The organism is Streptomyces sp. NPDC060184 (assembly GCF_042728795.1).
Classification (GTDB): domain Bacteria; phylum Actinomycetota; class Actinomycetes; order Streptomycetales; family Streptomycetaceae; genus Streptomyces.
On the sequence record NZ_JBHWYX010000019.1, the window covers coordinates 1 to 26,670 of the forward strand.

The following is a 26,670-nucleotide window of genomic DNA, read 5'->3' on the forward strand; positions in this document are numbered from 1 at the left end:
CCCAGGGCCCGGCCCGAGACCGGGCCGGGCCCTGGGACCGGAGCGGGAGAGGGCGCGGACCCGCACAGTCCGCACGCTCTCCCGCCGGTGGAGGTCCGCCCGGGACGGCCGACGGCCCCGGGCGGACGGGGTCAGCAGTGGCCGCCGGCTCCGGCCTCGCGGTCCACGAGCGCGGGAACGGCGCGCGGCGAGTCGACCTTGGTCCGCAGGACGGGGGTCCATCCGGCGCCCGAGGCGAGCTGCTCGGCGGGGACGCCCGCGTTGTGGACGGCGATCAGGTCGGTCTTCTTGCCGTTGACGTAGTTGTCGCCCGCGGTCAGCGGGGACTCCTTCCACTTCTTCAGGATGAGCGCCGGGTCGTGGTCCGCGGAGAGCGTGAACGCGTTGTGCTCGGCGACGAGCTGGGACTCGATGCCGATGCCGTAGGAGTAGCCGTACGGGCTGCCGGCCGTGGACACGAAGTGGTTGTTGTACGAGTCGACCTGGCCGAAGCGGACACGCGGGGCGCGCTCCTTGAGGTTCTGGAACAGGTTGTGGTGCAGGGTCACCCGGAGCTTGCCCCGGTCGGTCGCGCCCGCGCTGTCGCTGTTGCCGATGAGCATCGTCTTGTCGTGGTCCTTGAGGACGTTCCACGAGACGGTGACCAGGTCGGCGCCGCGCACGATGTCGAAGAGCCCGTCGTGCTGCTGGTAGACCGTGCCGAAGTAGTACGGCTGGGCCGAGTCGGGACGGTCGCCGTCGCTGAAGGTGTTGTGGTCGACCCAGACGTGGGTGGAGCCGGTGACGACGAGGTTGTCGTACTCGGAGTTCCAGGCCCCGGTGTCGGTGTCGGTCGGGTCCCACTGCGGGAAGCAGTCGTAGGTGTCCTCGAAGGTCAGGTTGCGGACGATGACGTTCGAGACGTCCTTGATCTGCAGGCTGGCCCCGATGACGGTCGCGTCGTCGCCGACGCCGATCAGGGTGGTGTTCGAGGGGACGTTGACGTTGACGGCCGCCGCCTGGAGTGCGGCGGAGGCGGCGCGGGCGTCCTCCAGCGGGCCGCTGGGCACGGTGTCCGTGCCCCAGACCGCCGGGTCGTAGGCGGCGAGGTACTTCTCCAGGGTGTAGCCGCCGGTGTAGTAGTCCTCGCAGCCGATGGGGGTGCCGTTCACGTCGGAGTTGCCGTGGACGGTCCCGTCGATCTTGACGATCTTGGGGGCGTCACCGGCGTCCTCGAACGCCGCGATCAGCTCCGCGCGGTTGGTCACCGTGTAGATGTGGTCGCGGGTGGCCGCCGAACCGCCGGTGGTCGAGCCGTCCGCTGCGGCCCAGCCGTCGTGGGCGGGGAGCACGGCGCGCTCGATCGGGTTCGCGTGCGGCCGGGAGGCGGCCTGGGCGGGCAGCGACACGGCGAGGGCGAGGGACGCGCAGCCCATCACCACGGTGATGGCACGGATGTGACGCATGCGTGCGGGCATGGGGTTCCTTCGTTCGTTGCGACGGATGGGGGTGGGACGTGCGACGGAGTGGGGGGACGGGCGGTGCCGTGGTCCGGTGGGGCGGAGATCGGGGGTCATGGCCGCGGCCAGGTGATCCACTCGGTGGGGACGGGGGCGTCGAGCCGGCGCACCTCGCCGGGCGCGAGCACGCGGGCGTCCAGGAGGGCGCGGACGGTCGTCCGGGCCACGTCGAGCGCACCGCGCGGCTGGAAATGCGTGTTGTCCTGCACTCCGTCCGGGTAGTTGGGGGACTCCCCGGGCGCCTGCCAGTTGAAGTAGTCCTGGGTGGCGTCCGGACCCAGCTGCTGCCAGCGGGCCAGGGTGAGTGCCTGGGCGTCGATCAGCGGTACGCCTTCCTCGGCGGCCAAGGCCCGCATGGCGGCCGGGTACTCGCCGTGGCTCGGCCTGGCGGTGCCGTCCTCGGCGAAGCGGCGGCGCTCGACCGGGGTGAGCAGGACGGGCCGGGCGTGGCGTGCGTGGGCCTGGGTGACGTACGTCCGCAGGTGGTCCTGGTAGGTGGTCCAGGGGTCGGTGCCGCGCAGCGGGTCGGTGGTCTTCTCGTCGTTGTGCCCGAACTGGACGAGCAGGAAGTCACCGGCGCGGACGTCCCCGAGCAGCGCGGCGAGCAGCCCTTCGTCGATGAAGCTCTTCGAACTGCGTCCGTTCATCGCGTGGTTGGCGACGCGCAGGCCGGGGCCGAGGAAGAACGGCAGGGCCATGCCCCACCCGGTCTCGGGCGCCGCGTCCGCGTACTTCTGCGCGGCCGTCGAGTCGCCGGCGATGTGCAGGGTGCGGGGACGGGGGCGCGGTCCGGTGCTCTTCGCCGTCGCCGGTGTGGCGGCGAGGGCGAGGGGCAGGGCCGCGAGCGCGGCGGCGGTCCGTCTGCGGGTGAGTGACACGGTGTACCTGCCTCACTGGACGGGATGGAGGGGACGGGATGGAGGGGACGGCGGCGGTGGGTGGTCCCGGGCCGCCGCCGTCCCCGGCGTGCGGGGTGGGTGCGAACGGGCGGGCGCCGGTCAGCCGTTGCCCAGTTCCTTCCACTCCTTCTGGGCCGCGTTCAGCTCGTTGGCCAGCTTGTCCAGGAAGTCCTTCGCGGAGACCTTGCCGAGCAGCAGCTTCTGGAACTCCGGCTCGTTGTCGGCCTTGCTGATGTTGTTCCAGTCGGGCAGGTAGTACGGCAGGTTCACGATCTTGGTGGATCCGTCGGTGAGGGCCTTGGCCGCGAGCGCGGTCGGCTCGGAGGCGGTGATCCACGGGTCCTGCGCGGCCTCGGTGTTGGCGGGGATGGCGCCGGCCGACTCGTTCCACTTGCTGTTGGAGGCGTGCGAGGCGGCGAACTCGATGAACTTCCACGCGGCGGTCTTGTTCTTGCTGCTGCGGAAGAGGCCGAGTCCGTCGACCGGGTTGGAGACCTGGACGCGGGTGCCGCTGTCACCGATGGGGTTCGGGATGCCGGCGAACTTGCCGTCGCCGAGCGCCTTCACGTGGTCCTGGTAGGAGCCGAGGTTGTGGCTGAGCATCCCGATGGTGCCGGTGTCCCACTGCGCCACCATCTTGGTGAAGTCGTTGTTGACGTCGGCGGACGGCGTCGCCTTCTTGAACAGCCCGACGTACTTCTCCAGCGCCGCGACGTTCTTCGGGTCGTTGACCGTCGTCGTGTCGCCGTTCCAGAAGTCCGTGATGCCGGACTGGCCGTAGGCGGCGTCCAGGGCCTGGGCGATCGAGCCCGCCCCGCCTCTGATGGTGTAGCCGAACTTGTTGTTCTTGGAGTCGGTCAGCTTGTCGGCCGCCTCGTAGAACTTCGCCCAGGTGGACGGGGCGTCCAGGCCCGCGGCCTGGAACAGGTCGGTCCTGTACCAGAGCGTTCCGTTGTTCGCGGAGGTCGGCACGGAGTACATGTCGTCGCCCCGGCCGCCGGCGTCCTTGACGCTCGCGACCATGCCCTCGACGAGCTTGCCCTTCAGCGAGGACTTCTCGATCCGGTCCTGGACCGGCTCCAGCGCCTCCTGGGAGACGATGTTGGCGAGGTAGGCGGTGCCCACACCGCCCACGTCCGGCAGGCCGCCGCCCGCGATGGCGGTGTCGTACTTGGACTGCACGTCGGCGATCGGGATCGGGACGTACTTGACCTTGATGTCCGGGTTCTCCTTCTCGAAATCCTTGATGATCTCGGTCCAGATGGCGGTGCGCGGACCGCCGTTGTTGTCCCAGAAGGTGATCTCGCCCTTGCCGCTGCCCTCGGTGCCGGAGCTGCTGCCGTCGTCGCCGCAGGCGGTGGCCGTGAGGGCGAGCATCGCGGTCAGCGAGACCGCTGCCGCGGCGCGCCCCCGGTACTTCTTGAACATGGTCATGGTTCTGCTCTTCTCTGTGGGTGGGTACGGATGTGCCGTGTACGCCGTGCAGGTGGGGGGCGTCAGCGCCGGCGGTGCGGTGCCCAGCCGTCGTCGCCCGCGAGGTAGTCGCCCACCTCGTGGAGCGCGGCGTCGGCCGGGGACATCTGGGGGCGGTCCGGGGTGGCGGCGGCGCCGGGACCGTGGGTCCGGTACTCGCTGAACCGGGCTTCCCGCCAGGAGAAGCCACTCATGTCGGACCAGGGGCTCGCCTTGACGGCGGCGGGCAGCGAGGTCTCGCGGATCAGCACCTGGCCGATCGCGTCCGGGTTGCCGCTCGGGTGCCAGGGGCGGCCGAGGTGGAAGGTGTCCCGAGGGGCGTCACTGATGATCCGGCTGCGGGTGATCAGGATGCCGTACGGGTTCTCCTTCCAGGTCGAAGCGGCCGTGATGTAGCCGTTGTTGGTGTCCGAGCCGCGGCTGAGCGCCTTGATCACGGAGTTCTCGACGACGGTGGTGGCGCGGCCGTAGAGGAAGTCGACGTCACCCTCGATGTACGAGCCGGTGAGGTAGACGCGGGCCTTCTGGGTGAGCGCGGGGGTGTCGGTCATCAGGGTGTCCTGATTGCCGAGGAACGCGGTGTTCTCGAAGGTCAGGCGGTCGCCGGTGGTCTTCACGGCGAGCGCCTGCTCGCCGCTGATCTCCACGGCGGCCTCGTCGAAGTCGTTGGAGAAGGTGAGGTTCTCGGCCGTGAAGTCGTGGCCCTCCACCAGGACGGTGGCGCTGCCGGTGGATCCCTGGGTGGTGCCGTCCGGCTTGAGTTCGCCCTGCGGCGTGTCGAAGACGATCAGGGTGTCGGACCGGCGCTCGCCGGTGCCGACGAGGGAGACGTACGGCTGGTTCTTGCCGACGCGGACGTGCTCCCGGTAGGTGCCGGGCGCCAGGCGCACGGTGATCCGCCCGTCGTTGCCCTGCGGCACGGCGTCGACGGCCGCCTGCACGGTGGGGTAGTCGGCGGGGACCCGCAGCACGGTGTCGGTGCCGATGTCCTGCTGCGGGCCGGAGTCACGGGTGACGATCCCCGGCACGTCGGCGGCGCGGTCCAGCCGGTACGGGTAGAAGGCGTGCGGGTCGAAGGCCGCGCCCCGGGCGTCGGTGCGGCCCGTGGTGTGCCTCAGGATCGAGCCGCGCTGCACGAGCTGGGCGGTGGCGTCGGCCTGGTACGGGTGCTGGACGTCCCTGTAGTAGCTGTTCTCGATGACCATCTTCGTGGCGCCGCGCGCCCAGTTGCCGTAGGTCCACACCGGGTCGCCGTCCGCGACCTGCGCGGAGACGTAGTTGTTGTAGAGGTGGGCGTAGGCGCAGTTGTCGGCCGAGGGGTTGCGCTGCTTGGTGCCGGTGAACCAGTTGTGGTCGATGGTGATCTCGGTGGTGACGTTCGTCGTCCAGCCGATCCCGAACGCCTTGTTGTGGTCGGCGAACTGGTTGTACGAGACGGTGATGTACCGGCTGTCCTTGCGGATGTCGAGCAGCCCGTCGCCCATGCGCGTGAAGCGGTTGTGGTCGATCCAGACGTGGTCGGCGGTGTCCATCTGGATGGCGTCGAAGTCCGTGGTCTTCCCGTCCCAGTCGCCTTCGACGTAACTGTCGCGGATGGTGAGGTTGCGGATGATCACGTTGTGCGTGCCGGGGTTCAGATGGAGTTCGCCGTGGACGATCTCAGCGGTGTCCCCGACGCCGACGATGGTCTTGTCCGAGGTCACGTCGATGTCGTGACCGAAGGGCTCGACGGCCAGCGAGCCGGCGACCCGGATGGTGTACGGCCCTTCGGCACCGGCGTACCGCGCCAGACCGGCGGCGGTCGTGACGGTGACGACCGGGCCGCCCGCCCCACCGGTGGTCCCGCCGGCCAGCGAGGCGAACCCGTGCGGGGCGTCGGACCATGTCCCGTGCCGGGCGGAGGGTCCCGCGCCGGCCGGTGCGGATGCCGGGCCCGCCGCGGCTGCCGGGCTCGCGGGCAGGAGGAAGGACCCGGCCAGGGCGAGCGCGGCGGCGAGCGCGCTTCCCCGGGTGCGCGAGGTACGGAGGTGCGTCATTGCGGCTCCCCTGCGTGCGGTGCGGATGTGTCCGTACGGCGGTACGACGTGCCGTGCGGGCGGTACGTGACGTGCGGCGGTGCGGGCGGTGCGGCAGTACGTGACGTGCGGCGGTGCGGGCGGTGCGGCAGTGCGTGACGTGCGGCGGTGCGGGCGGTGCGGCAGTGCGTGACGTGCGAGGTGCCGGTGCGAAGGTGCGTGACGTGCGGTGGTGCGGGGCGACCGGTGTGCGGTGGTGCCCGTACGCGCGACGGTGCGCGTACGGGCGGTGGCGCGGGTTCCTCGGGTGGTGCGGGGTGGTGCGGTCCTGCGGGTACGTGCGGTGCGGGTCGGGCGGGTGATGCGGGTCAGGCGGGCGGGGCGGGGACGCCGAATGCGGTGAACTCGGCGGTGCCCGCGGGGCCCGTACCGGCGGGGGCGGTGGCGAAGAGGCCGAGCAGCGCGCCGACCCAGCGCCACGGTTCGGCGGCGAAGACCTGGCCGGAGGGGCGGAAGCCGTCCCCGGTGTCGGCGTGGAAGCGGCAGCGGGCCCCGGCGCTCACCTCGACGCGGAGCCGGACCCGCCCCCCGGGTGCCAGGCGGCCCGGTGCGGCGTCCCGTTCGTGCTCGGCGACGCTCTCGGCGTACCGGTGCACGAGCGACACCGAGCCGTCCTCGCCGCGTTCGAGGCCGATCCAGCTGAACGCGTCGCCGAGCACGGCGAGTCCGGCCTTGGCCCCGGGGACGTCACTGCCGAGGGCGAGCTCCACCTCCACGGTGAACTCCTCGGCGGGCAAGCGCTGGACGAGTACGTTCGCCAGGGTCCGCAGGTCGTGCGCGTGCGGGGTGCGGACACAGGCGAGGCGCAGCCCGTCCCCGGCGTGCTCGACGGTCCAGCCGGCCCGCGGGTTGGCGGTCCACTGCCACTGTCTGCCGTACCGGCCGCCGGGGAAGCCGTCGGCGAACGCCGGTGCCTCCACGGGCTGTTCGGGGGCGATCGGTTTGGCGTGCGTGAGGACGGGTTCGCCCTCGTCGCCGAGGACCGGCCAGCCCTCGCCGTCCCAGCGCATCGGCTGGAGGTGGACCACCCTGCCGTACGCGCCCCGCTCCTGGAAGTGCAGGAACCAGTCCTCGCCCGCCGGGGTGCGGACCCAGCCGCCCTGGTGGGGGCCGTTGACGGCGGTGCGGCCCTGGGCCAGGACGACGCGCTCCTCGTACGGGCCGAAGAAGTCCTTCGACCGGAAGGCTCCCTGCCAGCCGGTGGTCACCCCGCCGGCCGGGGCGAGGATCCAGAACTCCCCCTCGTGCCGGTAGACCTTGGGGCCCTCCAGGGTGAACCAGCCGGGGATCAGGTCCCCGTCGATCAACGTCGTACCCTCGTCGAGGAGTTCGCGGCCGTCGGCGCTCATCCGGTGGCCGGTCAGCCGGTTCTTGATCCCGGAGCGGGACTTGGCCCAGGCGTGCACGAGGTAGGCCTCGCCGGTCTCCTCGTCCCAGAGCGGGCAGGCGTCGATCAGGCCCTTGCCCGCCTTCACCAGGTGCGGTGCGCTCCACGGGCCGCGCACGTCCTCGGCGTTGATCTGCTGGATGCCGTGGTCGGGGTCGCCCCAGAAGATCCAGAAGCGGCCCGCGTGGTGGCGGATCGAGGGCGCCCAGACGCCCCGGTCGTGGCGCGGCGCGGCGAAGTCGGCCGCCGGTTCGAGGGTGTCGAGGGCGTGCCCGATCAGGGACCAGTTGACCAGGTCCCGGGAGTGCAGCAGCGGCAGTCCGGGGGCGCGGCCGAAGCTGGACGCGGTGAGGTAGTAGTCGTCGCCGACGCGCACCAGGTCCGGGTCGGACCAGTCGGCGTTGAGCACCGGGTTGCGGTAGGTGCCGTCGCCGAGGTCGGCGGTCCAGGGTCTCGGGTTCACGCGGTCACCACCTTGCGGACGAGGGCGGCGGCCTCGTCGCGGCCGAGCTTCCCGTCCGCGACGACGGTGACGATCCGCCGTACGACGGTCGCGCCGGGCTCCACCGGCAGCCGGTCCTCGGCCGCGAGGGAGGAGCCGACGCCCGGGTACTCCGCGGTGCGGACGAACCACGGGTCGCGCCGGGTGTCCCCGGTCGCCCCGGCGAAGACGAGGGTCCAGCCGTCGCCGGCGAGGGCCAGCCAGTCGGCCCGTGCGCCGTGCACCGCCGCCTCGCCCTCGCGGGCGGCGCTGAACACCTCGGGCGCCCGGTCCTCCTTGGGGGCCCGCCAGAAGAAGCCGCCGTACCCGGCGCCGGGGCGGCCGTTGGTGGCGGGACTGCCGATGGACAGGGGGTTACGGCTCCGGTTGGTGAGGGAGAAGGAGAAGTCCAGCGCCCAGGCGGTGTCGGTCAGCGGGACGACGGCCACCGTGCGGTGTTCGCGCAGGAGTTCGGTGCCGTCGGCCTCCCAGCCGAGCTCCTCCACGAAGCCGTCCGGGTCGCGGAGCTTCCACCCGAGGTGGCGCTGCACGCCGTGGTTGTCGAGCACGGTGGGGCCTTGGCCGCGGACGAAGGTGCGCCCGCCCCAGAAGTTGTACCCGGCGACGTCGGGCACGGCGACCGAGGCACCGAGGTGGTGCAGGTGGTCGGCGGGGCGTTCCTCGGTGACCGGGGTGCCCGCGAGGGTGGTGACGGGGTGGAGGTAGGGGCGGCCGTCGTGGACGTCGGGGTGGTAGCCGTAGCGGCCCACGGGGCGGCCCGCGCAGCTGAGGCGCACCGTGTTCACGAGGCGCTCACCTCGCGGGAGCGGGCCCAGGGGACGCCGAGTTCGGAGAAGAGGGCGAGGGAGTCGGCGCCCGCGTCGACCACGGCGTCGATGCCCTTGACCACGCGCCGGGGCCCCTGGGTGGCGGGTTCGCTGTACCAGGCGTCGGCGGGCAGGGCGGCGGGCTCGGCTCCGGTGCGTACCGCCTCGACCACGCGCATGAAGGCGCCGGTGCGGTGCGGGGGGACCAGGAGGGGGGTGCCGTCGGTGAGGTGGGCGGCGAGGTTCTCCAGCAGGTCGGTGCGGCCGTGCACGGTCTCCTCGGGGCCGTGTCCGGCGCGCTGGAGGAGGACCCGGTCCTGCTTGTACCAGAAGGTGATCCGGCCCCGGTCGCCGTGGACGACGACGTACGGTTCGGCGGCGCGTTCGGCGCAGAGGGTGACGCAGACCGTGACGGTCAGGCCGTCGGTGGTGGTGACGCGGAGGCTGCTGGTGTCGTCGGCCTCGATGTCGTGGGCCCGGAAGAGCTCGGTCTCGATGTCGGCGACGTCCGCGGCGGTGCCCCGGTCCGCGAGTTCGAGGGAGGTGGCGACGGCGTGGGCGAGCGGGTTGGTGAGGACCCCGTCGACCACGTCGGTGGAGCCGAGCCGGCGGCGCCCGGCCCAGGGCGCGCGCCGGTAGTAGGCCTCCTCGCGCACCCAGGCGCCGGCCGCGCCGATCCCCCGGAGCGAACCGATCGCGCCGTCCGCGACGAGGTCGCGGATGGCGGGCACGGCGTGCGAGCCGAAGGACTGGAAGCCGATCTGGCAGGCGGTGCCCGCCTCCCGTACGCCCTCGCTCATCCGGGTGAAGTCGGCGAAGGTCGCCGCCGGGGGCTTCTCCAGGAGGAGGTGGACGCCGCGCCGCGCGGCGGTCAGGGCGAGGTCCGTGTGGGTCGGGATCGGGGTGCAGACGACGGCCGCGCGGGCTCCGGTGGCGTCGAGCAGTGCCCCGAAGTCGGAGGACTGCCGCACGTGTTCCCCGGCGAACGCGCCGAGTTCGGCGTCGGTCAGGGGGTCGAGTTCACAGATCCCGGCGAGCCGGACGACGCCTTGGCGCTGGAGGCGTTCGATGTTGGCGAGGTGCCAGCGGCCGTGGCCCCTGGCGCCGGCGAGGACGATCGGGAGGGGGGTGGTCATCGCGGGTCAGCCCTTCACCGCACCGGCGCTGAAGCCGGTGATCAGCCACTTCTGGATGAAGGCGAAGACGATCACCACGGGGACCGCGGCGATGACTCCGCCCGCGGCCAGCGCGCCCAGGTCGACGCTGTCCGCGCCGATGAGGGTGTTCAGGCCGACCGGGATCGTCTGCTTGTCCTGCTCGCTGAGGAACATCAGGGCGAACAGGAAGTGGTTCCAGCTGTGCACGAAGGCGAAGGAGCCGACGGCGATCAGCCCGGGGCGCAGCAGCGGGAGGACGACGGCACAAAAGGCGCGGAAGCGCGAGCATCCGTCCACCCAGGCGGCTTCCTCCAGCGTGACGGGCACGTTCTTGATGAACCCGCTGATGAGGATGATCGACAGGGGGAGCTGGAAGACGGTCTCCGCGATGACCACACTGCCCAGCGAGTTGATCATCCGGAGGTTCTTGAAGATCTCGAAGAGCGGTACGAGCATCAGCGCGCCCGGGATGAACTGCGAGCAGAGCAGCGCCAGCATGAAGGCGCCCTTGATCTTGAAGTCGAAGCGGGCGAGGGCGTATCCGCCGGCCAGCGCGACCAGGGTGGTGGCGATCAGGGTGGCGATGCCGACGATCATGCTGTTCTGGAAGAAGACGGCGAAGCTGCGTTCCGTCCAGACCTTCTCGAAGTGCTCGCCGGTCATCGGCCAGGGCACCAGCGAGGTGGAGCCCGCGGGGCGGACGGCGAAGAGGAGCATCCAGTAGAACGGGATGAGTGTGAAGAGCAGGTAGACGCCGAGGGGCACGTAGATCTGCCAGCGCGGGACGTCGTCGTACCCGCGCTCGCGTCCGCGGCGGCGGTTGCCGGCCGGGGGCGGCACGTCGGCGACCGGAGGCGAGGTGGTGCCGGTCTTCTCGGCGAGTGCGGCAGTCATTTGTGGTCGCCTCCGAACTTGCTCAGGCGCAGATAGACGATCGAGCAGAAGAGCAGGATGACGAAGGCGACGGTGGTCAGCGCGGACGCGTAGCCGAAGTCGTGTCCGTCGATGCCGGTGTTGGCGACGTAGAGCGGGAGCGTGGTGGTGACGCCCGCAGGGCCGCCGCCCGTGAGGGTGTACAGCAGGTCCACGTTGTTGAACTCCCAGACCGCGCGGAGCAGGGTGGAAAGGACGATCGCGTCCCGCAGGTGCGGCAGGGTGATGTGGAAGAACTGCCGGAACCGTCCGGCCCCGTCCACCGAGGCCGCCTCGTAGAGCTCCTTGGAGACGGACTGGAGGTCGGCGAGGATGAGGATGGCGAAGAAGGGGACGCCGCGCCAGAGTTCGGAGACGGTGGCGGCCCAGAACACGGTCCCGGTGTCGGAGAGGACCGAGGTGCCGTAGTCGCCGATTCCGGCGTCCGCGAGGTAACGGCTGAACCCCGTCGAAGAGTTGTAGAGCAGGATCCAGATGGTGCTGGTCAGTACACCGGAGACGGCCCAGGGCGAGAAGACCATCGCGCGGGAGATGCCGCGGCCGATGAAGGACTGGTTGACGATCAGCGCCAGGGCGAGTCCCAGCACGAGCTGGAGGCTGACCTGGGTGACGACCCACTGGGCGCTGAAGCCGAGGGTGGTCCAGAACTGGTCGTCGTCGGTGAAGATCCTGGTGTAGTTGTCCAGTCCGGCGAAGCCGTTCCGCCAGGGCTTGGTGACGTTGTAGTTCTGCAGGCTGTAGTAGAAGACGCTGATGACCGGATAGGCGATGAACCCCACCATCAGCAGACCGGCGGGCGCGATCAGCAGATAGGGCAGCTTGCGGGGGTTCGCCGAACGGCGCCTGGGCACCTTGGGCGGTTTGGCCACGGCGGCGGCTTGTGCCATGACACCTCTCCGTTCTCTCGTGTTTCCGGTCGTGGTGCGGTCCTGCTGCAAGCGCTTTCTCCTTGCCGTGCGAGGCCCCGGAGGGCTTCGCGGACGGAGGGGGTGCGCCGGAGTGCTGCGGCGGCCGGTGTCAGCCGGCGTACGGGTCGGGTACGTCGCCCTCGCGGGCCAGGAAGGCGAAGTCGCAGCCGGTGTCGGCCTGGGTGATCTGGTCCTGGTAGAGCGCGCCGTAGCCGCGGCCGTACCGGGCGGGCGGCGGGGTCCAGGCGGCGCGGCGGCGCTCCAGTTCCTCGTCGTCGATGTCGAGACTGAGGCGGCGGGCCGCCACGTCGAGGGTGATGGGGTCGCCGGTGCGGACGAGGGCGAGCGGGCCGCCGACGAACGACTCGGGCGCGACGTGCAGCACGCACGCCCCGTAGCTCGTGCCGCTCATCCGGGCGTCGGAGATCCGCACCATGTCGCGCACCCCCTGCTTCAGCAGGTAGTCCGGGATCGGCAGCATGCCGTACTCGGGCATCCCGGGGCCGCCCTTGGGGCCGGCGTTGCGGAGCACCAGCACGTGGTCCGGGGTGATCGCGAGGGCCGGGTCGTTGATGGTGCGTTGCATCTCCCGGTAGTCGTCGAAGACGACGGCGGGCCCGGTGTGGCGGAGCAGGTGCTGCTCGGCCGCGATGTGCTTGATGACCGCGCCGTCCGGGCAGAGGTTGCCGCGGAGCACCGCGACCCCGCCCTCGTCGGCGAGCGGCTTCCCACGGTCCCGGATGACGTCGTCGTCGTGCACGAGGGCCCCGGCGAGCTGTTCGCGCAGGGTGTCGTGGGTGACGGTGGGCCGGTCCAGGTGGAGGACGTCGGTGAGCCGGGAGAGGAAGCCGGGGAGCCCGCCCGCGAAGTGGAAGTCCTCCATGAGGTACTTGCCGCCGGGGCGGAGGTTGGCGAGCACCGGCACGGTGCGGGCGATGCGGTCGAAGTCGTCCAGGGAGAGCTTGATGCCGGAGCGGCCGGCCATCGCGATGAGGTGGATGACGGCGTTGGTGGAGCCGCCGAGCGCGAGGACGGTGGCGACGGCGTCCTCGTACGCTTCCGGGGTGAGGATCTGCGACAACGTTCGTTGCTGCCACACCAGTTCGACGATACGGAGGCCGGACTGCGCGGCCATCCGGTCGTGGCCGGAGTCGACGGCCGGGATCGAGGAGGCGCCCGGGACGGTGACGCCCAGCGCCTCGGCGGCGGCCGTCAGGGTGGACGCGGTGCCCATCGTCATGCAGTGGCCCGGGGAGCGCGCGAGCCCGTTCTCCAGTTCGGCCATCTCGCAGTCGCCGATGATGCCGGCCCGCTTGTCGTCCCAGTACTTCCACATGTCGGTGCCGGAGCCCAGGACCTCGTTGCGCCAGTGGCCCGGCAGCATCGGTCCGGCCGGTACGAAGACGGCCGGCAGGTCGACGGAGGCGGCGCCCATCAGCAGCGCGGGGGTCGACTTGTCGCAGCCGCCCATCAGCACCGCCCCGTCGACCGGGTAGGAGCGCAGCAGCTCCTCGGTCTCCATGGCGAGCATGTTCCGGTAGAGCATCGGGGTCGGCTTCTGGAACGTCTCCGACAGGGTGGAGACGGGGAATTCGAGCGGGAAGCCGCCCGCCTGCCACACCCCGCGCTTGACGGCCTGCGCCCGGTCACGGAGGTGGACGTGGCAGGGGTTGATGTCGGACCAGGTGTTCAGGATCGCGATCACCGGCTTGCCGAGGTGCTCCTCGGGGAGGTAACCCAGCTGCCGGGTACGCGCCTTGTGGCTGAACGAGCGGAGTCCGTCGGTGCCGTACCACTGGTGGCTGCGGAGCTCCTCGGGAGCGATGCGGGTGTTCACACGGACCACCCGGCGATCTGGTCGGCGACCTCGGCGCGCTGCGCCTCGGGCAGGACCCGGCTGGGGGCGCGGACGTCGCGGCGGCAGAGGCCGAGGACCGCGAGCGCCTCCTTGACCACGGTGACGTTGTTGGCGGACTGCCGGTCGGCGCGCAGCTCCTCGAAGCGCCGGATGCGCTCCCAGACCTTCATCGCGGCGGCGTAGTCGCCCGCCCGCAGCGCCTCCAGCATGCCGAGCGAGACGGCGGGGGCGACGTTGACGAGGCCGGAGGTGAAGCCGGTGGCGCCGGTGGCGAAGTACGAGGGGGCGTACAGCTCGGCGAGGCCGGCGATCCACACGAACCGGTCCAGTCCCGCGTCCCGGGCGAAGGCACCGAAGCGGGCGGCGTCCGGGACGGCGTACTTGACGCCGATCACGTTGGGGCAGTGGTCGGCGAGTTCGGCGAGCCGCTCACCGGCGAGCAGCGGGTTGCGGATGTACGGGACGACGCCGAGCTCCGGGACCGCCTCGGCGATCGCGCGGTGGTAGTCGACCCAGCCGTCCTGGGAGACGTACGGGTGGACCGGCTGGTGCACCATGACCAGTTCCGCGCCCGCGTCCCGGGCGTGCTCGGCGGCGGCGACGGCGGTGGGCACGTCGTGCCCGACGCCCACCAGGACGGTGGCCCGGCCTCTCACCTCGTCGATGGTCAGCTCGGTGACGGCCCGCCGCTCCTTCGGGGTGAGCGCGTAGAACTCCCCGGTGTTGCCGTTGGGCGTGACGATGCGGACGCCGCCGTCGAGGAGCCGCCGCAGCAGCGCCCGGTGGGTGTCCTTGTCGATCGTCCCGTCCTCGGCGAACGGGGTCACGGGGATCGCCACGACGTCGGCGAGGGCCGCCTTGAGCGGGATGAGGTCCATGCCAACTGGCCTTTCGTCGATGTGGTTCACGCCTGACCACCCTCGTCCGCGGCGACGGTGCCGTCGGGGAAGGCGCGGCGCACGAAGGACGCGATGTGGTCGTGGAGGGCGGCGGCGGCCCCGGCCGCGTCGGCCGCCAGCGCGAGCCGCAGGATCTCCCGGTGCTCGGCCGCCTCGCGCTCCCAGGACGGATCGGCCGCCCAGGCCACGGTGGAGACGAGCGCCGCCTGGTCGCGGACCTCGTCGAGCATCCGGCCCAGCAGCGGGTTGCCGCACGGGAGGTACAGGGCGCGGTGGAAGTCCCGGTTGGCGAGGGAGCGTTCGGCCTTGTCGGGCGCCGAGTCGGCGCGTTCCAGAGCGTCTTGGGCCGCGTCGAGGGAGGCTCCGCAGGTGATCGTGCGGCGCAGCGCCTCCGGTTCGAGGAGCAGCCGTACGTCGTAGACCTCGCGTGCCATCCCGGCGTCCACGAGCCGGACGGTGGCGCCCTTGTACTGGCTCATGACCACCAGACCGGTACCGGCGAGCGTCTTCAGCGCCTCGCGCACCGGCGTCTTCGACACCCCGAAGCGCGCGGCGAGTTCGGTCTCCACGAGCGCCTGCCCCGGCTGGAGCCGGGCCGTCAGGATCGCGTGCTTGATCGCCTCCAGCACGAACTGCGTCCTGGACGGGATCGGGGTGGGCGCAAACGTCATGAAGGGCTCTCGCATCTCGCGTATCGCGTCTCATATATGACGTACGAAGTACGACGCGATGAAGCTAGAGCGGGCGCGAATGTTTCGTCAACGCTTCGGACAGAAGAAGTTGGCTCGACTTCTCGGACGCGCTGCCGTGTGCCGGACACCGGCGGCCGGCCTGGACGTGATCCTCGGGAGGCCGCGGCGCAGGTCGGGACGGGCGCCGGGGCGCGTGCCGGAGCGGCGGTGGGCGGGCGCCGGAGCGGCGACGGAAGGGCTGCCGGAGCGGGCGGTGGGACGGCGGCCGGTGCGGCGGCGGGGGCGGCGGCGGTCGGCGTCGGAGCGACGGTCCGGGCGGCTTCAACCGCCGCTCGCGGTCCGGGCGTACGGGACGCGTGTCCCTGGACGCGGGCATGCCGACGACCGGCGGGAGGTCAGGTCTCCCGCCGGTCGTCGTGTCGGGGCGGCCGGTGCGGCCCGTACCGGAATCCGGTACGGGCCGTCTCATGCCCCGGCGGGCGTCGTCCTATGCGGCCCGTGCGGTTCATCCGGCTCGTGCGGTTCACACGGCCCGTAGGGTTCATCCGGCCCGTGCCGCTGCTCCTACGGCTGTCCGGTGATGCGTTCCAGCGCGCCGGAGACGGCCGCGAGGTCGGCGTCGGAGGCCAGTCCGGCGTGGTAGAGCCGGAGTTCGGTGGCGCCCAGGGACGCGGCGTGGGCGGCGTCGCGCTCCAGCGTGGCGGGGCTGCCGCCCATGCCGGAGACCACGCCGAAGTTGGCGGCGAGCACGCCCCGGTGGTCCGCGAACGGCCCGAGGACCGCCTCGCGGGCGGCCTCGCCCCCGGTGCACGGCAGCACCACGCCGTCCGCGACGGAGAGGATGTGCCCGGGGTCGACGCCGACGTTGGCGCCGGTCCGGTGGAACGCGGGGTCCGCGTGCAGCAGGACCTGGAAGTCCGCCCCGTCCGCGGCCCCGGCGGCTGACTCCCGTACGGCTGCGACGGCGGCCTCCTGGAGGCCGTGGGCGACCTCGCGGCGCCAGCCGAGGGTGGCCGCCGCCGTTCCGGCGCCGAGCAGTTCCTCCACCCCCGCCCAGCCGGCGGCGGGCTCGGCCCCCGTCCACACGGGCTCCAGCGCGCGGCGCGCGGCGGCGCGCAGCCCGTCCGGATCGAGCCCGTGCCGGGCGTACCCGGCGGCGCACTCCGCGCAGAAGCAGAGCGACATCAGGTACTGGGCCGCCTCACCGAGCGCCACCCCCTGGACCTTGTCGTGGCCGTGCAGGTGCGCGAAGCCGTACCAGCCGCACGACTCCAGTTCGGTGCCGCGCGCGCCGGGGCGGGTGGCCGCCTCGGCGGCCAGGTCCACGAGGAGGGCGCGGACCTCGGGCCGGGCGATGCACGGGGCCCACGGATAGCGGTCCCCGTAGGCGTTGACCACGGACGTCCCGGGGAACTCCTCGCCGAGGCGGGAGTTGTGCGCGAGGACGACCCAGCTGTGCACCTGCAGACCGGCGTCGGCGAGCGCTTCGGCGGCAACGGCCCAAGGGTCCTCACCCGGGGTCCAGTTCTGCCTTCGCGGCGCCAACTCCCGTCCCGCCCACCGCTTCTCGTCCGGCGGGTAGAGCACCGCCGCGTGCGAGGCGGTGACGATCCGGGTCGCGGGGTGACGCGGGGTGAGCGCCCGGGTGGAGTGGTACGCCGAGGCGAGGGTCACCTGCTGGACGCCGAGTCCCGCGATGCGGGCGGCGGCGTCCGGGTCGCCGACGACGTCCCAGGGGTAGAGGAAGACCGAGGACTTCACGCCCCGCCCCCCACGGCGCGCTCCGCCAGCAGGGCCCGGCCGTCGTCGATGATCTGGGCGAGTTCCTTGACGTGCGCGGCGGGCGGTTCGGTGAGCGGGGTGCGCACCTCGCCGACGTCGAGGCCCTGGAGCCGTACGGCGGCCTTGACCAGGGAGACGGCGTAGCCGCGCCCCTTGGCGCGCAGTTCGACCAGCGGCCGGTAGAACCGGTCCAGCAGGGCGTCGGCGAACGCGTCGTCGCCCGACTCGAGCGCGCGGTAGAAGGCGAGCGCGACGTCGGGGGCGAAGGCGAAGACGGCGGAGGAGTAGAGCGTGACGCCGATGCCCCGGTAGGCGAGCCCGGTGAGTTCGGCGGTGGGCAGCCCGTTGAAGTACAGGAAGTCGCCGCCGGGCAGCGCGGTGCGGACGGCGGAGACGATGCGCTGCATCAGGTCCAGGTCACCGACCCCGTCCTTGAGGCCGATGATGCCGGGCGTGCGGGCCAGGGCGACGACGGTCTCGGGGGTGAAGACGGCGTTGTCGCGCTGGTAGACGATCGTCTCCAGGCCGGTCGCCGCGGCGAGCGCGGTGTAGTGCGCGAGCAGCCCCCGCTGGTCGGCGACGACGAGGTACGGGGGCATGGCGAGGAGCCCGTCCGCACCGGCCGCCTCGGCGATCCTGGCGTACTCCACCGCCAGCGCGGTGCCGTATCCGGCCCCGGCGACGACGGGTACCTGTCCGGCGGTCTCCTCGACCGCCGCGGCGACGACCCGCCCGAACTCGGCGGGTGTCAGCGCGTGGAACTCACCGGTGCCGCAGCAGGCGAAGACCGCCGCCGCACCGGCGTCGATGCCCGCCCGGACGTGGCGGCGGAAGGTGGCGAGGTCCACGTCCCCGTCCGGGCCGTACGCGGTGACGGGGAAGAAGAGCGGCCCGGCGACTGCGGTGAGCCGGGCGGCGAGGGGGGCTGAGGTCACGGGCGCTCCCTGAGCGAGTTCCGGGCGTACACAATTCTGATTGATGTCCATATGCATGAACGACGTCACGCTAGGGCAGCGCCGGGGGGCCGGTCAAGGCGGAAACCACGATGGGCGAAGCGAGTTCGACGCGCCCCCCACCCCTTGACGAGGCGCGCCACCCGTCCCTACGTTGTCCACGCATGTGAATGTCGTCCATGAATCTGGCGTGTTGCGGTGCACCACCCGCCGCGCCGAGGAGGCCCAGTGCCCGGTTTGCCCGCTCCCCGCACGATTCTGCTCACCGGAGCCGCCGGCGGTCTCGGCACGCTGATGCGCGACCTGCTCCCGGCGTACGGATACGAGCTGCGCCTCCTCGACCTCGTGCCGGTCGAGGGCGAGCCCGGCGCGATCGTCGCCGACCTGGCCGACCGGGAGGCGCTGCGCGAGGCGGTACGCGGCGTCGACGCGATCATCCACCTCGCCGGCATCTCGCTGGAAGCCTCCTTCGACAAGATCCTGCGCGCCAACATCGAGGGCACGTACAACCTCTACGAGGCGGCCCGCGAGGAGGGCGTGCGCCGGATCGTGTTCGCCTCCTCCAACCACGCGATCGGCTGGACCCCCGCCCCGGCCGCCGGGGAACCGCTCGTCCCCATCGACACGCCGCGGCGCCCCGACACCTTCTACGGCCTCTCCAAGTCCTTCGGCGAGGACCTGGCCCAGCTCTACCAGGACAAGCACGGCATCGAGACCGTCTCGGTCCGCATCGGCTCCTGCTTCCGCGAGCCGACCTCGGTGCGGATGCTCTCGGTCTGGATGAGCCCCGAGGACGGCGCCCGCCTCTTCCACGCGGCGCTCACCGCCCCGGACGTCGCCCACACCGTGGTCTACGGCTCCTCCGCCAACACCCGCCTGTGGTGGGACCTGTCGACCGCCCGCGCGCTCGGGTACGAGCCCCAGGACGACTCGGAACGGTTCGCGGAGAAGCTCGTCGCCGAGTTCGGCGAGCTGGACCCGGCCGACCCGGCCCAGACGCACGTCGGCGGACCCTTCGTCACCGACCCGCCGATCTGGCCGTACTGAACCGGGGCCCGAAGGAGCGCCGGGGCCGGCCGGAGAGGGGCGTGCGGTCCCCTCCGGCGCGCTCGCCCGGACGGGTACCGTTCCGGAAGGGCACGGAAGGGACGGAAGGTAAGGGAACGGCAAAGCCGGGTCGTTCGTTACCCCGGTCATGACCGCAATGACCCCCGGCTCGAACATCCCTCTCTCCGCCGTCCGCGTGGCGGTGGACGTCGCCGCCCCGGTGCGGCTCGACGTCTCGGGCCTGCTGCTCACCGCCGACGGCAAGGTCCGCTCCGACGACGACTTCATCTTCTACAACCAGCCCTCGGGCCCCGGAGTGACCTACCGCTCCGGCGGCGGCACGGCACCGGACTCGATCGTGGTGGACACCGCGGCGGTGCCGCCCGGGATCGAGAAGATCGTCGTCACCGCGAGCCCCGACGCGGCGGGCCAGACGTTCCACGGCATCGAGCCCACCGCCACCGTGCGCGACGCCGACAGCGGCAGCGCCCTCGCGACCTTCACCCCGCCGCGCCTGGGCACCGAGACGGCGCTCGTGGTCATCGAGATCTACCGCCGCCAGGGCGCCTGGAAGGCCCGCGCGGTCGGCCAGGGATACGCCAACGGCCTGGCGGGCATCGCCACGGACTTCGGCGTGACGGTGGAGGAGGAGCCCGCCGCACAGGCCGCTCCCCCGGCCCCCGCCGCCCAGCCCGCTCCCCCGGCCCCGCAGGCGTACCCGCAGGCCGGGCAGGCGTACCCGCAGACCGCGCCCGTGGACCCGAGGATCGCGCCGCCGATGCCGCCGATGCCTCCCGCTCCCCCGGCCGCCGCGCCCCCGTCCTCCGGGAAGATCAACCTCGACAAGGGCCGGGTCAGCCTCCAGAAGAACCAGACGGTCTCGCTCGTCAAGGGCGGCCGTCCGCTGCTCTCGCGGGTCAAGATGGGCCTCGGCTGGGAACCCGCGTTCCGGGGCAAGGACATCGACCTGGACGCCTCGGTGATCGCCTACGGCCCCGACCGCAAGCACCTGGACAGCTGCTACTTCGGCAAGCTGTCCATCCTCAACGGCGCGATCAAGCACTCGGGCGACAACCTCACCGGCGAGGGCGCGGGGGACGACGAGGTGATCGTCGTGGACCTCGGCCGCATCCCCGCGGAGGCCACCGGTCTCGTCTTCACGGTGAACTCCTTCACCGGCCAGAAGTTCACCGAGGTGGCGAAGGCTTACTGCCGCCTGCTCGACGCGGCCACCGGCGAGGAGCTGGTCCGCTTCGACCTGAGCAGCACGGAGCCGCAGACCGGCGTGATGATGGCCAAGCTGATCAAGCAGTTCACCGGCGAGTGGGAGATGACCGCCATGGGCGAGTACGTGAAGTCACGCACCGTACGCGGCATGGTGAAGCCCGCAGCCGCGGCACTGTAGGCCGTACGGCCCCGAGCCGTCCGCTGTCCCGCGGACGGCGGGAAGGGCCCCGGAAAGGCTTCCGGGGCACCTGGTGTCCCTCAGGTGCCCCGGTTCCGGATGTCCTCCGGCGGACGGCCGCTGGTGCCCGTGGACATGTCCGTCCGACACGTCCTCGGCGCTCTCAGAGCTTGGTCAGCTTGGAGTACGGGCTGAGGATCCTCCCCTGACGCCCGGCGAAGTCGATCAGGACTGCGTCGTTGTCGCCCTCGACAGCGAGAACCCGCCCGAGGCCGAACTGGTCGTGCGACACCCGGTCGCCCACGTCGAAGCATTCGACCGGTGGGGCCGCCTGGGCCGGGCGGTTGAAGGGACTGGAAGGCAGGTGGCGCCGGGATCCGGCTGACTGTTTCATTACCTTGAGTATGCGCCACCCGGACGCCCGGCGCTATGCCCGTTCCCGCCCTCGGCCCAGTAGTGCCGCATTCGTGATGCGCCCGCGACCAGGGCCGGTAGCCGCCGCGAAGCGCTCCGGACGGCGCGGACGCCGGGGTCGCCGGGCCCGAAAGACCCCCGAAGGTGTGGCGGTTCGCCCGCGTCCCGCGGGTACCCAGGCGGGACGCGGAGGCGACCTGCGCCCGATCCGCAATGCGGCCGGCCCGGCGTGCCCGATCCGCAGCGCGGCCGACGGGCTGCCTCCACCCGGCCGGCCGGACACCGTGCCCCGGCCCGGCTCCGCGCGCCGTGCGTCGCCGCGCGCATCGCCCCGTCCTCCGCCGGACGCCACGCGGGCTGTAATGCCCGAGTAACGGCCTCTGCCTAACGTCCGGGCTCCCCCGTACCGTCCCTGGAGGAGCACCCCCGATGCACCTGCCCCGATCGTCCCGGCGCAGATCCGCCGCGCTGGTGGCCGCCGCGCTCACCGCCGCGGGTCTGCTGACCGTCCCACCGGCCGCGGCGGCCGGCGGCGCACCGTCCCCGTCCCCGAAGGTCGACTCCGCCCTGCGAGCCGCCGTCGACGGCGGCGGCGACGCGACCTTCTTCGTCACGCTGAAGGACCAGGCGGACCTGTCCTCCGCCAAGAAGCAGAAGTCCCACGCGGCGCGTGCCAAGGCGGCCTACGGCGAGCTGCGCGCCCACGCCGAGTCCAGCCAGAAGTCGCTCAACTCCTTCCTCGACAAGGAAAAGGTGAGCCACGAGGGTTACTGGATCGCCAACACCGTCAAGGTGACCGGTGACCAGGACCTGATCAATCGGCTGGCGAAGCGCTCGGACGTCGCGAGCATCGTCCAGGAGCGGCACTACCGGCTCGACGACATGGAGACGTCCGACGCGAGGATCACCGCGTCGCGCACCAACCCCTCGGCCGCGGGCTCGTCGGCCAAGAGCGCCACGGACTCCTCCGCGAACGGTGACACCACCCCCGAGTGGGGCGTGGCCGACATCAACGCCGACGACGTCTGGAACCAGTACGGCGACCGCGGCGAGGGCATCGTCATCGCGAGCGTCGACTCGGGCGTGCAGTTCGACCACCCCGACCTGGTGGCCCAGTACCGGGGAAACAACGGCGACGGCACGTTCACGCACGACTACAACTTCTACGACCCGTCGGGGAACTGCGCCGCCGACGGCACCCCTTGCGACAACAACGGTCACGGCACCCACACCATGGGCACCATGGTCGGCAAGAACGGCATCGGCATCGCCCCGAACGCCAAGTGGATCGCCGCCAAGGGCTGCGAGTCGAGCCAGTGTTCGGACGAGTACCTGCTCGCCGCGGGCCAGTGGATCCTCGCGCCGACCGACCACAACGGGCAGAACCCTCGCCCGGACCTGGCGCCGAACATCGTCAACAACTCCTGGGGCGGCGGCGACACGACGTTCTACCAGGACATCGTCGAGGCCTGGAACTCCGCCGGCATCTTCGAGGCGTTCGCGGCCGGCAACGACGGCGACGGGACCACCTGCTCCACCGCGCACGCCCCCGGTTCGCAGGCGCCCGCCTACGGTGTCGGCGCGTACGACGCGAACGGCAAGATCGCGTCCTTCTCCGGCTTCGGCCCCTCGCTGGTCGACGGTTCGGCCAAGCCGAACATCTCGGCCCCGGGCGTGAACGTCGAGTCGACGTGGCCGGGTTCCTCGTACAACACGGAGAACGGCACCTCGATGGCCACCCCGCACGTCGCGGGCGCGGTCGCGCTGCTGTGGTCGGCGGCCCCCTCGCTGATCGGTGACATCGACGGCACCCGCGCGCTGCTCAACCAGGGCGCCCGTGACGTCGACGACACGCACTGCGGCGGCACCGCCGACATGAACAACGTCTGGGGACAGGGCAAGCTCGACATCCTCGCCTCCATCGACGCCGCCCCGCACACCGCGGCCACCGTCAGCGGCACGGTCACCGACAAGGCGACCGGTGCGGCCCTGGCCAACGTCACGGTGAAGGCCACCGACGCGGCCGGCTCGGTCCGCACGGTCACCACCGGAGCCGACGGCACCTACCGCATCCAGCTGACCCCCGCCACGTACTCCTTCGCCTTCGGCGGCTACGGCTACGCGGCCGGCACGACCACGGGTGTCACGCTCACCGAGAACCAGGTCTACCCGCAGGACGTCGCGCTGACCGCCGTCCCCTCGCACAAGGTCTCCGGCACCGTCCTCGACGTCACCGGCAAGGCCCTGGCCGGCGCGAAGGTCCAGCTGGCCGGTGCTCCGCTGGACGCCGTCACGACCAACGCCAAGGGCAGGTACAGCTTCGCCAAGGTCGCCGAAGGCTCCTACGGCCTGAGTGTGAAGCCCGCCGCGCCGGTCCTCTGCAACGGTGACTTCGCCGGTACGGCCGCCGTCGGCGCCGCCGACCTGACCGAGGACGTGCGGGTTCCCAACCGGACCGACAGGTCCGGCAACTCCTGCGCCCCGGCCGCGTACGCGTGGGTCGCGGGCTCGAAGAAGGTCGCCCTCTCCGGTGACGAGGACGCGGCCACCGTCGCGCTGCCCTTCTCGGTGAAGCACTACGGCGTCGCCTACTCCTCCGTCTCGGTCACCACCGACGGTCTGATCAACTTCGTCTCCTCTCGCGTCGGCGACTACGGCAACACCGCGCTGCCGACCGCCGGAGCCAACGGCGTCAAGGGCATCGTCGCCCCGCTGTGGAACGACCTGACGCTGGACAAGAAGTCCTCCGTGCAGACCGCCACCACCGGCACCAAGGGCAGCCGCACCTTCGCCGTCGTGTGGAACGACGCCGCCTACGCCGACGGCACCACCGGCCGCGCCACCTTCGAGGCCCTCTTCGACGAGGCCACCGGCGCCGTGACCCTGCAGTACAAGTCGGTCGCCGACCACGGCGCGGGTGCCACCGTCGGCATCGCGAACCAGGCGGGCACCGACGCCCTCCAGTACTCCTACAACCAGTCCGTGATCGCCGACGGCACCGCCGTCCGCTTCACGCAGGGAGCGAAGTGATGAGAACTCAGCCCTCACGGCGGGCCCTGGCGCTCGCCTCGGGTCTGGTCGCCGCCGGACTGTGCCTGACCGCCGTCCCGCAGGCGCTCGCCGCCGACAGTTCCACCGGCTCCGCGATGAAGCTGACCGCCGCCGAGGCGACGACGCTGGCCGCCCACGTCACCCTCGACCCGTACGTCAAGGCCGAGGACACCACCGGCACGCGCACGGACGACGGCTCCGCCACGACGGACTCCGGTTCCGGCAGCGGCTCCGGAGCGGGGCTCGACGCCGCCTCCACCGACGTCGACCCGACCACCAAGGTCACCATGACCGCCACGTCCACGCTGGAAGGCGTGCGCGGCATGGGCGCGACGGTGCCGGTCGGCGAGGACGGCGACTACTTCTCCGTCAACAGCATGGGCAACGTGCAGCGCCACGCCGCCGACGGCAGCGAGACGTGGGCCCGCACCAGCAGCTCGTTCTTCACCGACTGGCAGGTCAAGCCGCTCCAGGTGTGGCGGGTCGAGCCGTACCCGCCGCAGATCCTCATGGGCTACAACGCGGTCGCGCCGTTCTCGCCGCACTCCGACAACGGCTACTCGACCGGTGACCTGACCGGCGACGGCGTCCCGGACCTGGTGTTCTCGGCACTGGTCGGTGCCACCCCCTATCCGCGGGCCTTCACCTCCCCGGGTTCGGCCCTGAGCAGCGGCACGTTCGTGACGGTCCTCGACGGCAGCACCGGTGCCACGGTCTGGTCGAAGCTGTACAACTACGCCTCCATGGTCAAGATCGTCGACGGCACCCTCATGATCGCCGACGCCCCCCGGATGAGCGGCGACGCGAAGGTCCCGGCCGCGGCGACGGCCACCCTCACCGGCATCCGCTTCACCTCGGCGGGCGGGAAACTGACCCCGGCGCAGACGTGGACGTACGACACGGGGGAAGCCCGGACCGCGAACTGGGGCGACATCCAGGACCTCGGCAAGGGCAAGGTAGCCGTCTCCTGGAACCTCGCCAAGGACGAGGGCGTCGACGCCCGGGGCCGTACCGCCGTGATCAACACCGCCGACGGCTCCGTCACCTGGCGGACCGACAGCCTGCTCTACAGCCGCAAGACGCGCCTGGACGCCGGCCGCAAGCGGCTCGTCGCCATCGAGCAGACGGACACCACGGACGAGGTCCGTTACGAGGTCGCCGCCTACGACCTGAAGACGGGCGCCCGATCCACCCTGGCGAGCCGCGAGAACGTGCTGCCCACGGCGCTGACGGTCGGTGACCTCACGGCCAAGCCGGGCGACGAGTACGCGGTGGCCGAGTCCTCGCTGGACGAGAACCTCTTCGTGAACGCCAGCACGGTCCGGGTCCTGGCCGGCGACGACGCCGACAAGCTCCTGTGGTCGAGCACGCTCAAGCGGGACGCCGCCAACGGCCATGACGCGCCCAGCTTCTGGGGCCTGACGGTGGCCGACGGCTCGCTCGTCACGTCCGCGCAGGACGACCGCGAGATCTTCGAGCCGAACAACCGGGGCGGCCAGCGCTACGCGTCGCTGACCGTGTTCTCCGGCAAGGGCGCGGTCAAGTGGCAGGAGAAGGGCACGGACGCGGCGCCCATGTACCAGGATGTGTACGGCGACGCCCAGGGCACCCACGTCCGTGTCGTCGACCAGTCGCAGAACATCCGCACCTTCAGGCTGGGCAACGGCAAGGCGGAGAACGTCACCCCGCTGCAGGGCGACATCGCCTACGCCAAGAGCGCGGACCTGAACAAGGACGGCAAGAACGACCTCGTCATGGGCGGTACGTCCAACGGCGTCTGGGCCTACTCGGGCCCGTCGCTGGTGGGCGGCGCCAAGCCCGAGAAGCTGTGGCGGGCCACCGTCCCCGGCACGGTCCACGACATCGAGATCGGTGACGTCGACGGCGACGGCAAGCCCGAGATCGTGGTGGCGGCCGACACCGCGACGGTCGTCCTCAACGGGAAGACCGGCAAGACGCTCGCCACCATCGACGGCGCGGGACAGTACGTCCGCTCGGCGAGGCTGGCCGACCTCGACGGCGACGGGGCGCTGGACATCCTCGTCCCGACGGACGCGCTGCGCGCCTACTACGGCGACGGCCACGCCCTCTGGACCTACAAGGCTCCCGCCGCCGCCGGCGACGTGCGCTTCGCGGACCCGTCGACCGGTGACGGCAAGGTCTACGCCTCCTACTCCAGCGTCGACTCGCTCGACCTGGACACGCCGGCGGAGAACGCCGTCGCGCTGAACGCGAAGACCGGCAAGGCCCGCTGGTCGGTCGCCCCGACACCGCCGGCCGTCGCCCTCAGCGGCATCCGCGGAAACGTGCTGAACGAGGGCGTCTTCGCCTCCAAGGAGATCCCGTACGCCGACGGTCACGCGGTCGTCTACGCGTGGGTGCTCGACGCGCCGTACGACTTCGGCGTGGACGGCAGCGGCACGCAGAACCTCTTCGAGATCCGCGACGGCCGGACCGGCGAGGTGCTGCACACCTGGATCAGCGGCGGTCTGTGGACGCACTTCAGCTTCTTCGCCAAGGACGGGGAGCTGTTCGAGGGCGGTACGGCCTCGTTCCGGCGCTTCCGGGCGGACGGCGACGACACGAAGCAGGGCGTCACGCCGCAGTCGTACGGCGGCGGGTTCATGACCGGCCCCGGAGGGCGTTCGCTCCTCGTCGCCGGCTCGGAGGCCGGCCTGGACCTGTGGGATCCGAGCATCATGGACTCCGAGGACAGCTGGGCCCCCTCCGTCGGGGGCATCCCCGCCCTCAACGGCGCCCGCAACTACTTCGCGGGTGACCTGGACGGCGACGGCGTCGACGAGGTGATGACGCTCAACGGCGACGACTCCGGCCTGGACCGCACGGCCGGCATGCTCGGCGGCGGCTACTTCCTGACCGACAACGGAATCCACCAGGTCACCACCTACAAGCTGTCCTGACCGGCGCGC

19 protein-coding genes are annotated in these 26,670 nt (G+C 71.8%); 4 read left to right on the forward strand and 15 right to left on the reverse strand.

Annotated elements, in window-relative coordinates:
• Positions 1-131: 131 nt before the first annotated feature.
• The 14 genes from ACFWEE_RS14965 to ACFWEE_RS15030 form a co-directional block, all read right to left on the reverse strand.
• Positions 132-1,457 carry a polysaccharide lyase family 1 protein gene (locus ACFWEE_RS14965; RefSeq protein ID WP_386889232.1) on the reverse strand — a complete coding sequence of 442 codons (1,326 nt, stop codon included), beginning with the start codon at positions 1,455-1,457 and terminating at the stop codon, positions 132-134.
• A 95-nt stretch (positions 1,458-1,552) separates the two neighbouring features.
• The gene (locus ACFWEE_RS14970; RefSeq protein ID WP_386889234.1) at positions 1,553-2,377 is read right to left on the reverse strand and encodes a rhamnogalacturonan acetylesterase; all 825 of its coding nucleotides are present in this window, start codon (positions 2,375-2,377) and stop codon (positions 1,553-1,555) included.
• Positions 2,378-2,497: 120 nt separating this feature from the next.
• Positions 2,498-3,832, reverse strand: coding sequence for an ABC transporter substrate-binding protein (locus ACFWEE_RS14975; RefSeq protein WP_386889236.1), 1,335 nt, complete (start codon positions 3,830-3,832; stop codon positions 2,498-2,500).
• Positions 3,833-3,894: 62 nt separating this feature from the next.
• Positions 3,895-5,907 (reverse strand): pectinesterase family protein, encoded by a 2,013-nt coding sequence (locus ACFWEE_RS14980; RefSeq protein ID WP_386889238.1) that lies wholly within the window; start codon positions 5,905-5,907, stop codon positions 3,895-3,897.
• A 347-nt stretch (positions 5,908-6,254) separates the two neighbouring features.
• Complete coding sequence (locus ACFWEE_RS14985) at positions 6,255-7,796, reverse strand: family 43 glycosylhydrolase (RefSeq protein ID WP_386889239.1); 1,542 nt, start codon at positions 7,794-7,796, stop codon at positions 6,255-6,257.
• Positions 7,793-8,620, reverse strand: coding sequence for a PmoA family protein (locus tag ACFWEE_RS14990; RefSeq protein WP_386889240.1), 828 nt, complete (start codon positions 8,618-8,620; stop codon positions 7,793-7,795). Before ACFWEE_RS14990 ends, ACFWEE_RS14985 begins: the two co-directional genes overlap by 4 nt.
• A complete protein-coding gene (locus ACFWEE_RS14995; RefSeq protein WP_386889241.1) occupies positions 8,617-9,777 on the reverse strand; it encodes a Gfo/Idh/MocA family protein in 1,161 nt (386 codons plus the stop codon). Before ACFWEE_RS14995 ends, ACFWEE_RS14990 begins: the two co-directional genes overlap by 4 nt.
• A gap of 6 nt (positions 9,778-9,783) precedes the next feature.
• Positions 9,784-10,692 (reverse strand): carbohydrate ABC transporter permease, encoded by a 909-nt coding sequence (locus ACFWEE_RS15000; protein ID WP_386889243.1) that lies wholly within the window; start codon positions 10,690-10,692, stop codon positions 9,784-9,786.
• Entirely contained in the window at positions 10,689-11,618 is a 930-nt protein-coding gene (locus ACFWEE_RS15005) for a sugar ABC transporter permease (RefSeq protein ID WP_327175087.1), read from the reverse strand. Before ACFWEE_RS15005 ends, ACFWEE_RS15000 begins: the two co-directional genes overlap by 4 nt.
• 130 nt (positions 11,619-11,748) lie before the next feature.
• Positions 11,749-13,476 (reverse strand): L-arabinonate dehydratase, encoded by a 1,728-nt coding sequence (gene araD, locus ACFWEE_RS15010; RefSeq protein ID WP_386889245.1) that lies wholly within the window; start codon positions 13,474-13,476, stop codon positions 11,749-11,751.
• Positions 13,473-14,375, reverse strand: a complete 903-nt coding sequence (locus tag ACFWEE_RS15015) for a dihydrodipicolinate synthase family protein (RefSeq protein WP_386889374.1) — start codon at positions 14,373-14,375, stop codon at positions 13,473-13,475. Before ACFWEE_RS15015 ends, araD begins: the two co-directional genes overlap by 4 nt.
• Positions 14,376-14,401: 26 nt before the next feature.
• On the reverse strand, positions 14,402-15,067 hold the full coding sequence (locus tag ACFWEE_RS15020) for a GntR family transcriptional regulator (RefSeq protein WP_386889247.1): 666 nt from the start codon (positions 15,065-15,067) through the stop codon (positions 14,402-14,404).
• Positions 15,068-15,652: 585 nt separating this feature from the next.
• Positions 15,653-16,849 carry a hypothetical protein gene (locus tag ACFWEE_RS15025; RefSeq protein WP_386889249.1) on the reverse strand — a complete coding sequence of 399 codons (1,197 nt, stop codon included), beginning with the start codon at positions 16,847-16,849 and terminating at the stop codon, positions 15,653-15,655.
• Positions 16,846-17,805, reverse strand: a complete 960-nt coding sequence (locus ACFWEE_RS15030) for a 5-dehydro-4-deoxyglucarate dehydratase (protein WP_386889251.1) — start codon at positions 17,803-17,805, stop codon at positions 16,846-16,848. Before ACFWEE_RS15030 ends, ACFWEE_RS15025 begins: the two co-directional genes overlap by 4 nt.
• A gap of 255 nt (positions 17,806-18,060) precedes the next feature.
• Here ACFWEE_RS15030 and ACFWEE_RS15035 point away from each other — a divergent pair, with 255 nt between their 5' ends.
• Complete coding sequence (locus tag ACFWEE_RS15035) at positions 18,061-18,870, forward strand: NAD-dependent epimerase/dehydratase family protein (RefSeq protein WP_386889376.1); 810 nt, start codon at positions 18,061-18,063, stop codon at positions 18,868-18,870.
• 148 nt (positions 18,871-19,018) lie between these two features.
• Entirely contained in the window at positions 19,019-20,275 is a 1,257-nt protein-coding gene (locus ACFWEE_RS15040) for a TerD family protein (RefSeq protein WP_386889253.1), read from the forward strand.
• A 163-nt stretch (positions 20,276-20,438) separates the two neighbouring features.
• Here ACFWEE_RS15040 and ACFWEE_RS15045 read toward each other — a convergent pair whose 3' ends face one another.
• The gene (locus tag ACFWEE_RS15045; RefSeq protein ID WP_266703095.1) at positions 20,439-20,669 is read right to left on the reverse strand and encodes a hypothetical protein; all 231 of its coding nucleotides are present in this window, start codon (positions 20,667-20,669) and stop codon (positions 20,439-20,441) included.
• 449 nt (positions 20,670-21,118) lie between these two features.
• Here ACFWEE_RS15045 and ACFWEE_RS15050 point away from each other — a divergent pair, with 449 nt between their 5' ends.
• Positions 21,119-23,719: a S8 family serine peptidase gene (locus ACFWEE_RS15050; RefSeq protein WP_386889255.1), complete on the forward strand. Its 2,601-nt coding sequence runs from the start codon at positions 21,119-21,121 to the stop codon at positions 23,717-23,719.
• Positions 23,719-26,661 (forward strand): FG-GAP repeat domain-containing protein, encoded by a 2,943-nt coding sequence (locus ACFWEE_RS15055; protein WP_386889257.1) that lies wholly within the window; start codon positions 23,719-23,721, stop codon positions 26,659-26,661. The genes ACFWEE_RS15050 and ACFWEE_RS15055 overlap by 1 nt, the downstream gene beginning before the upstream one ends.
• The last annotated feature ends 9 nt before the right edge of the window (positions 26,662-26,670 follow it).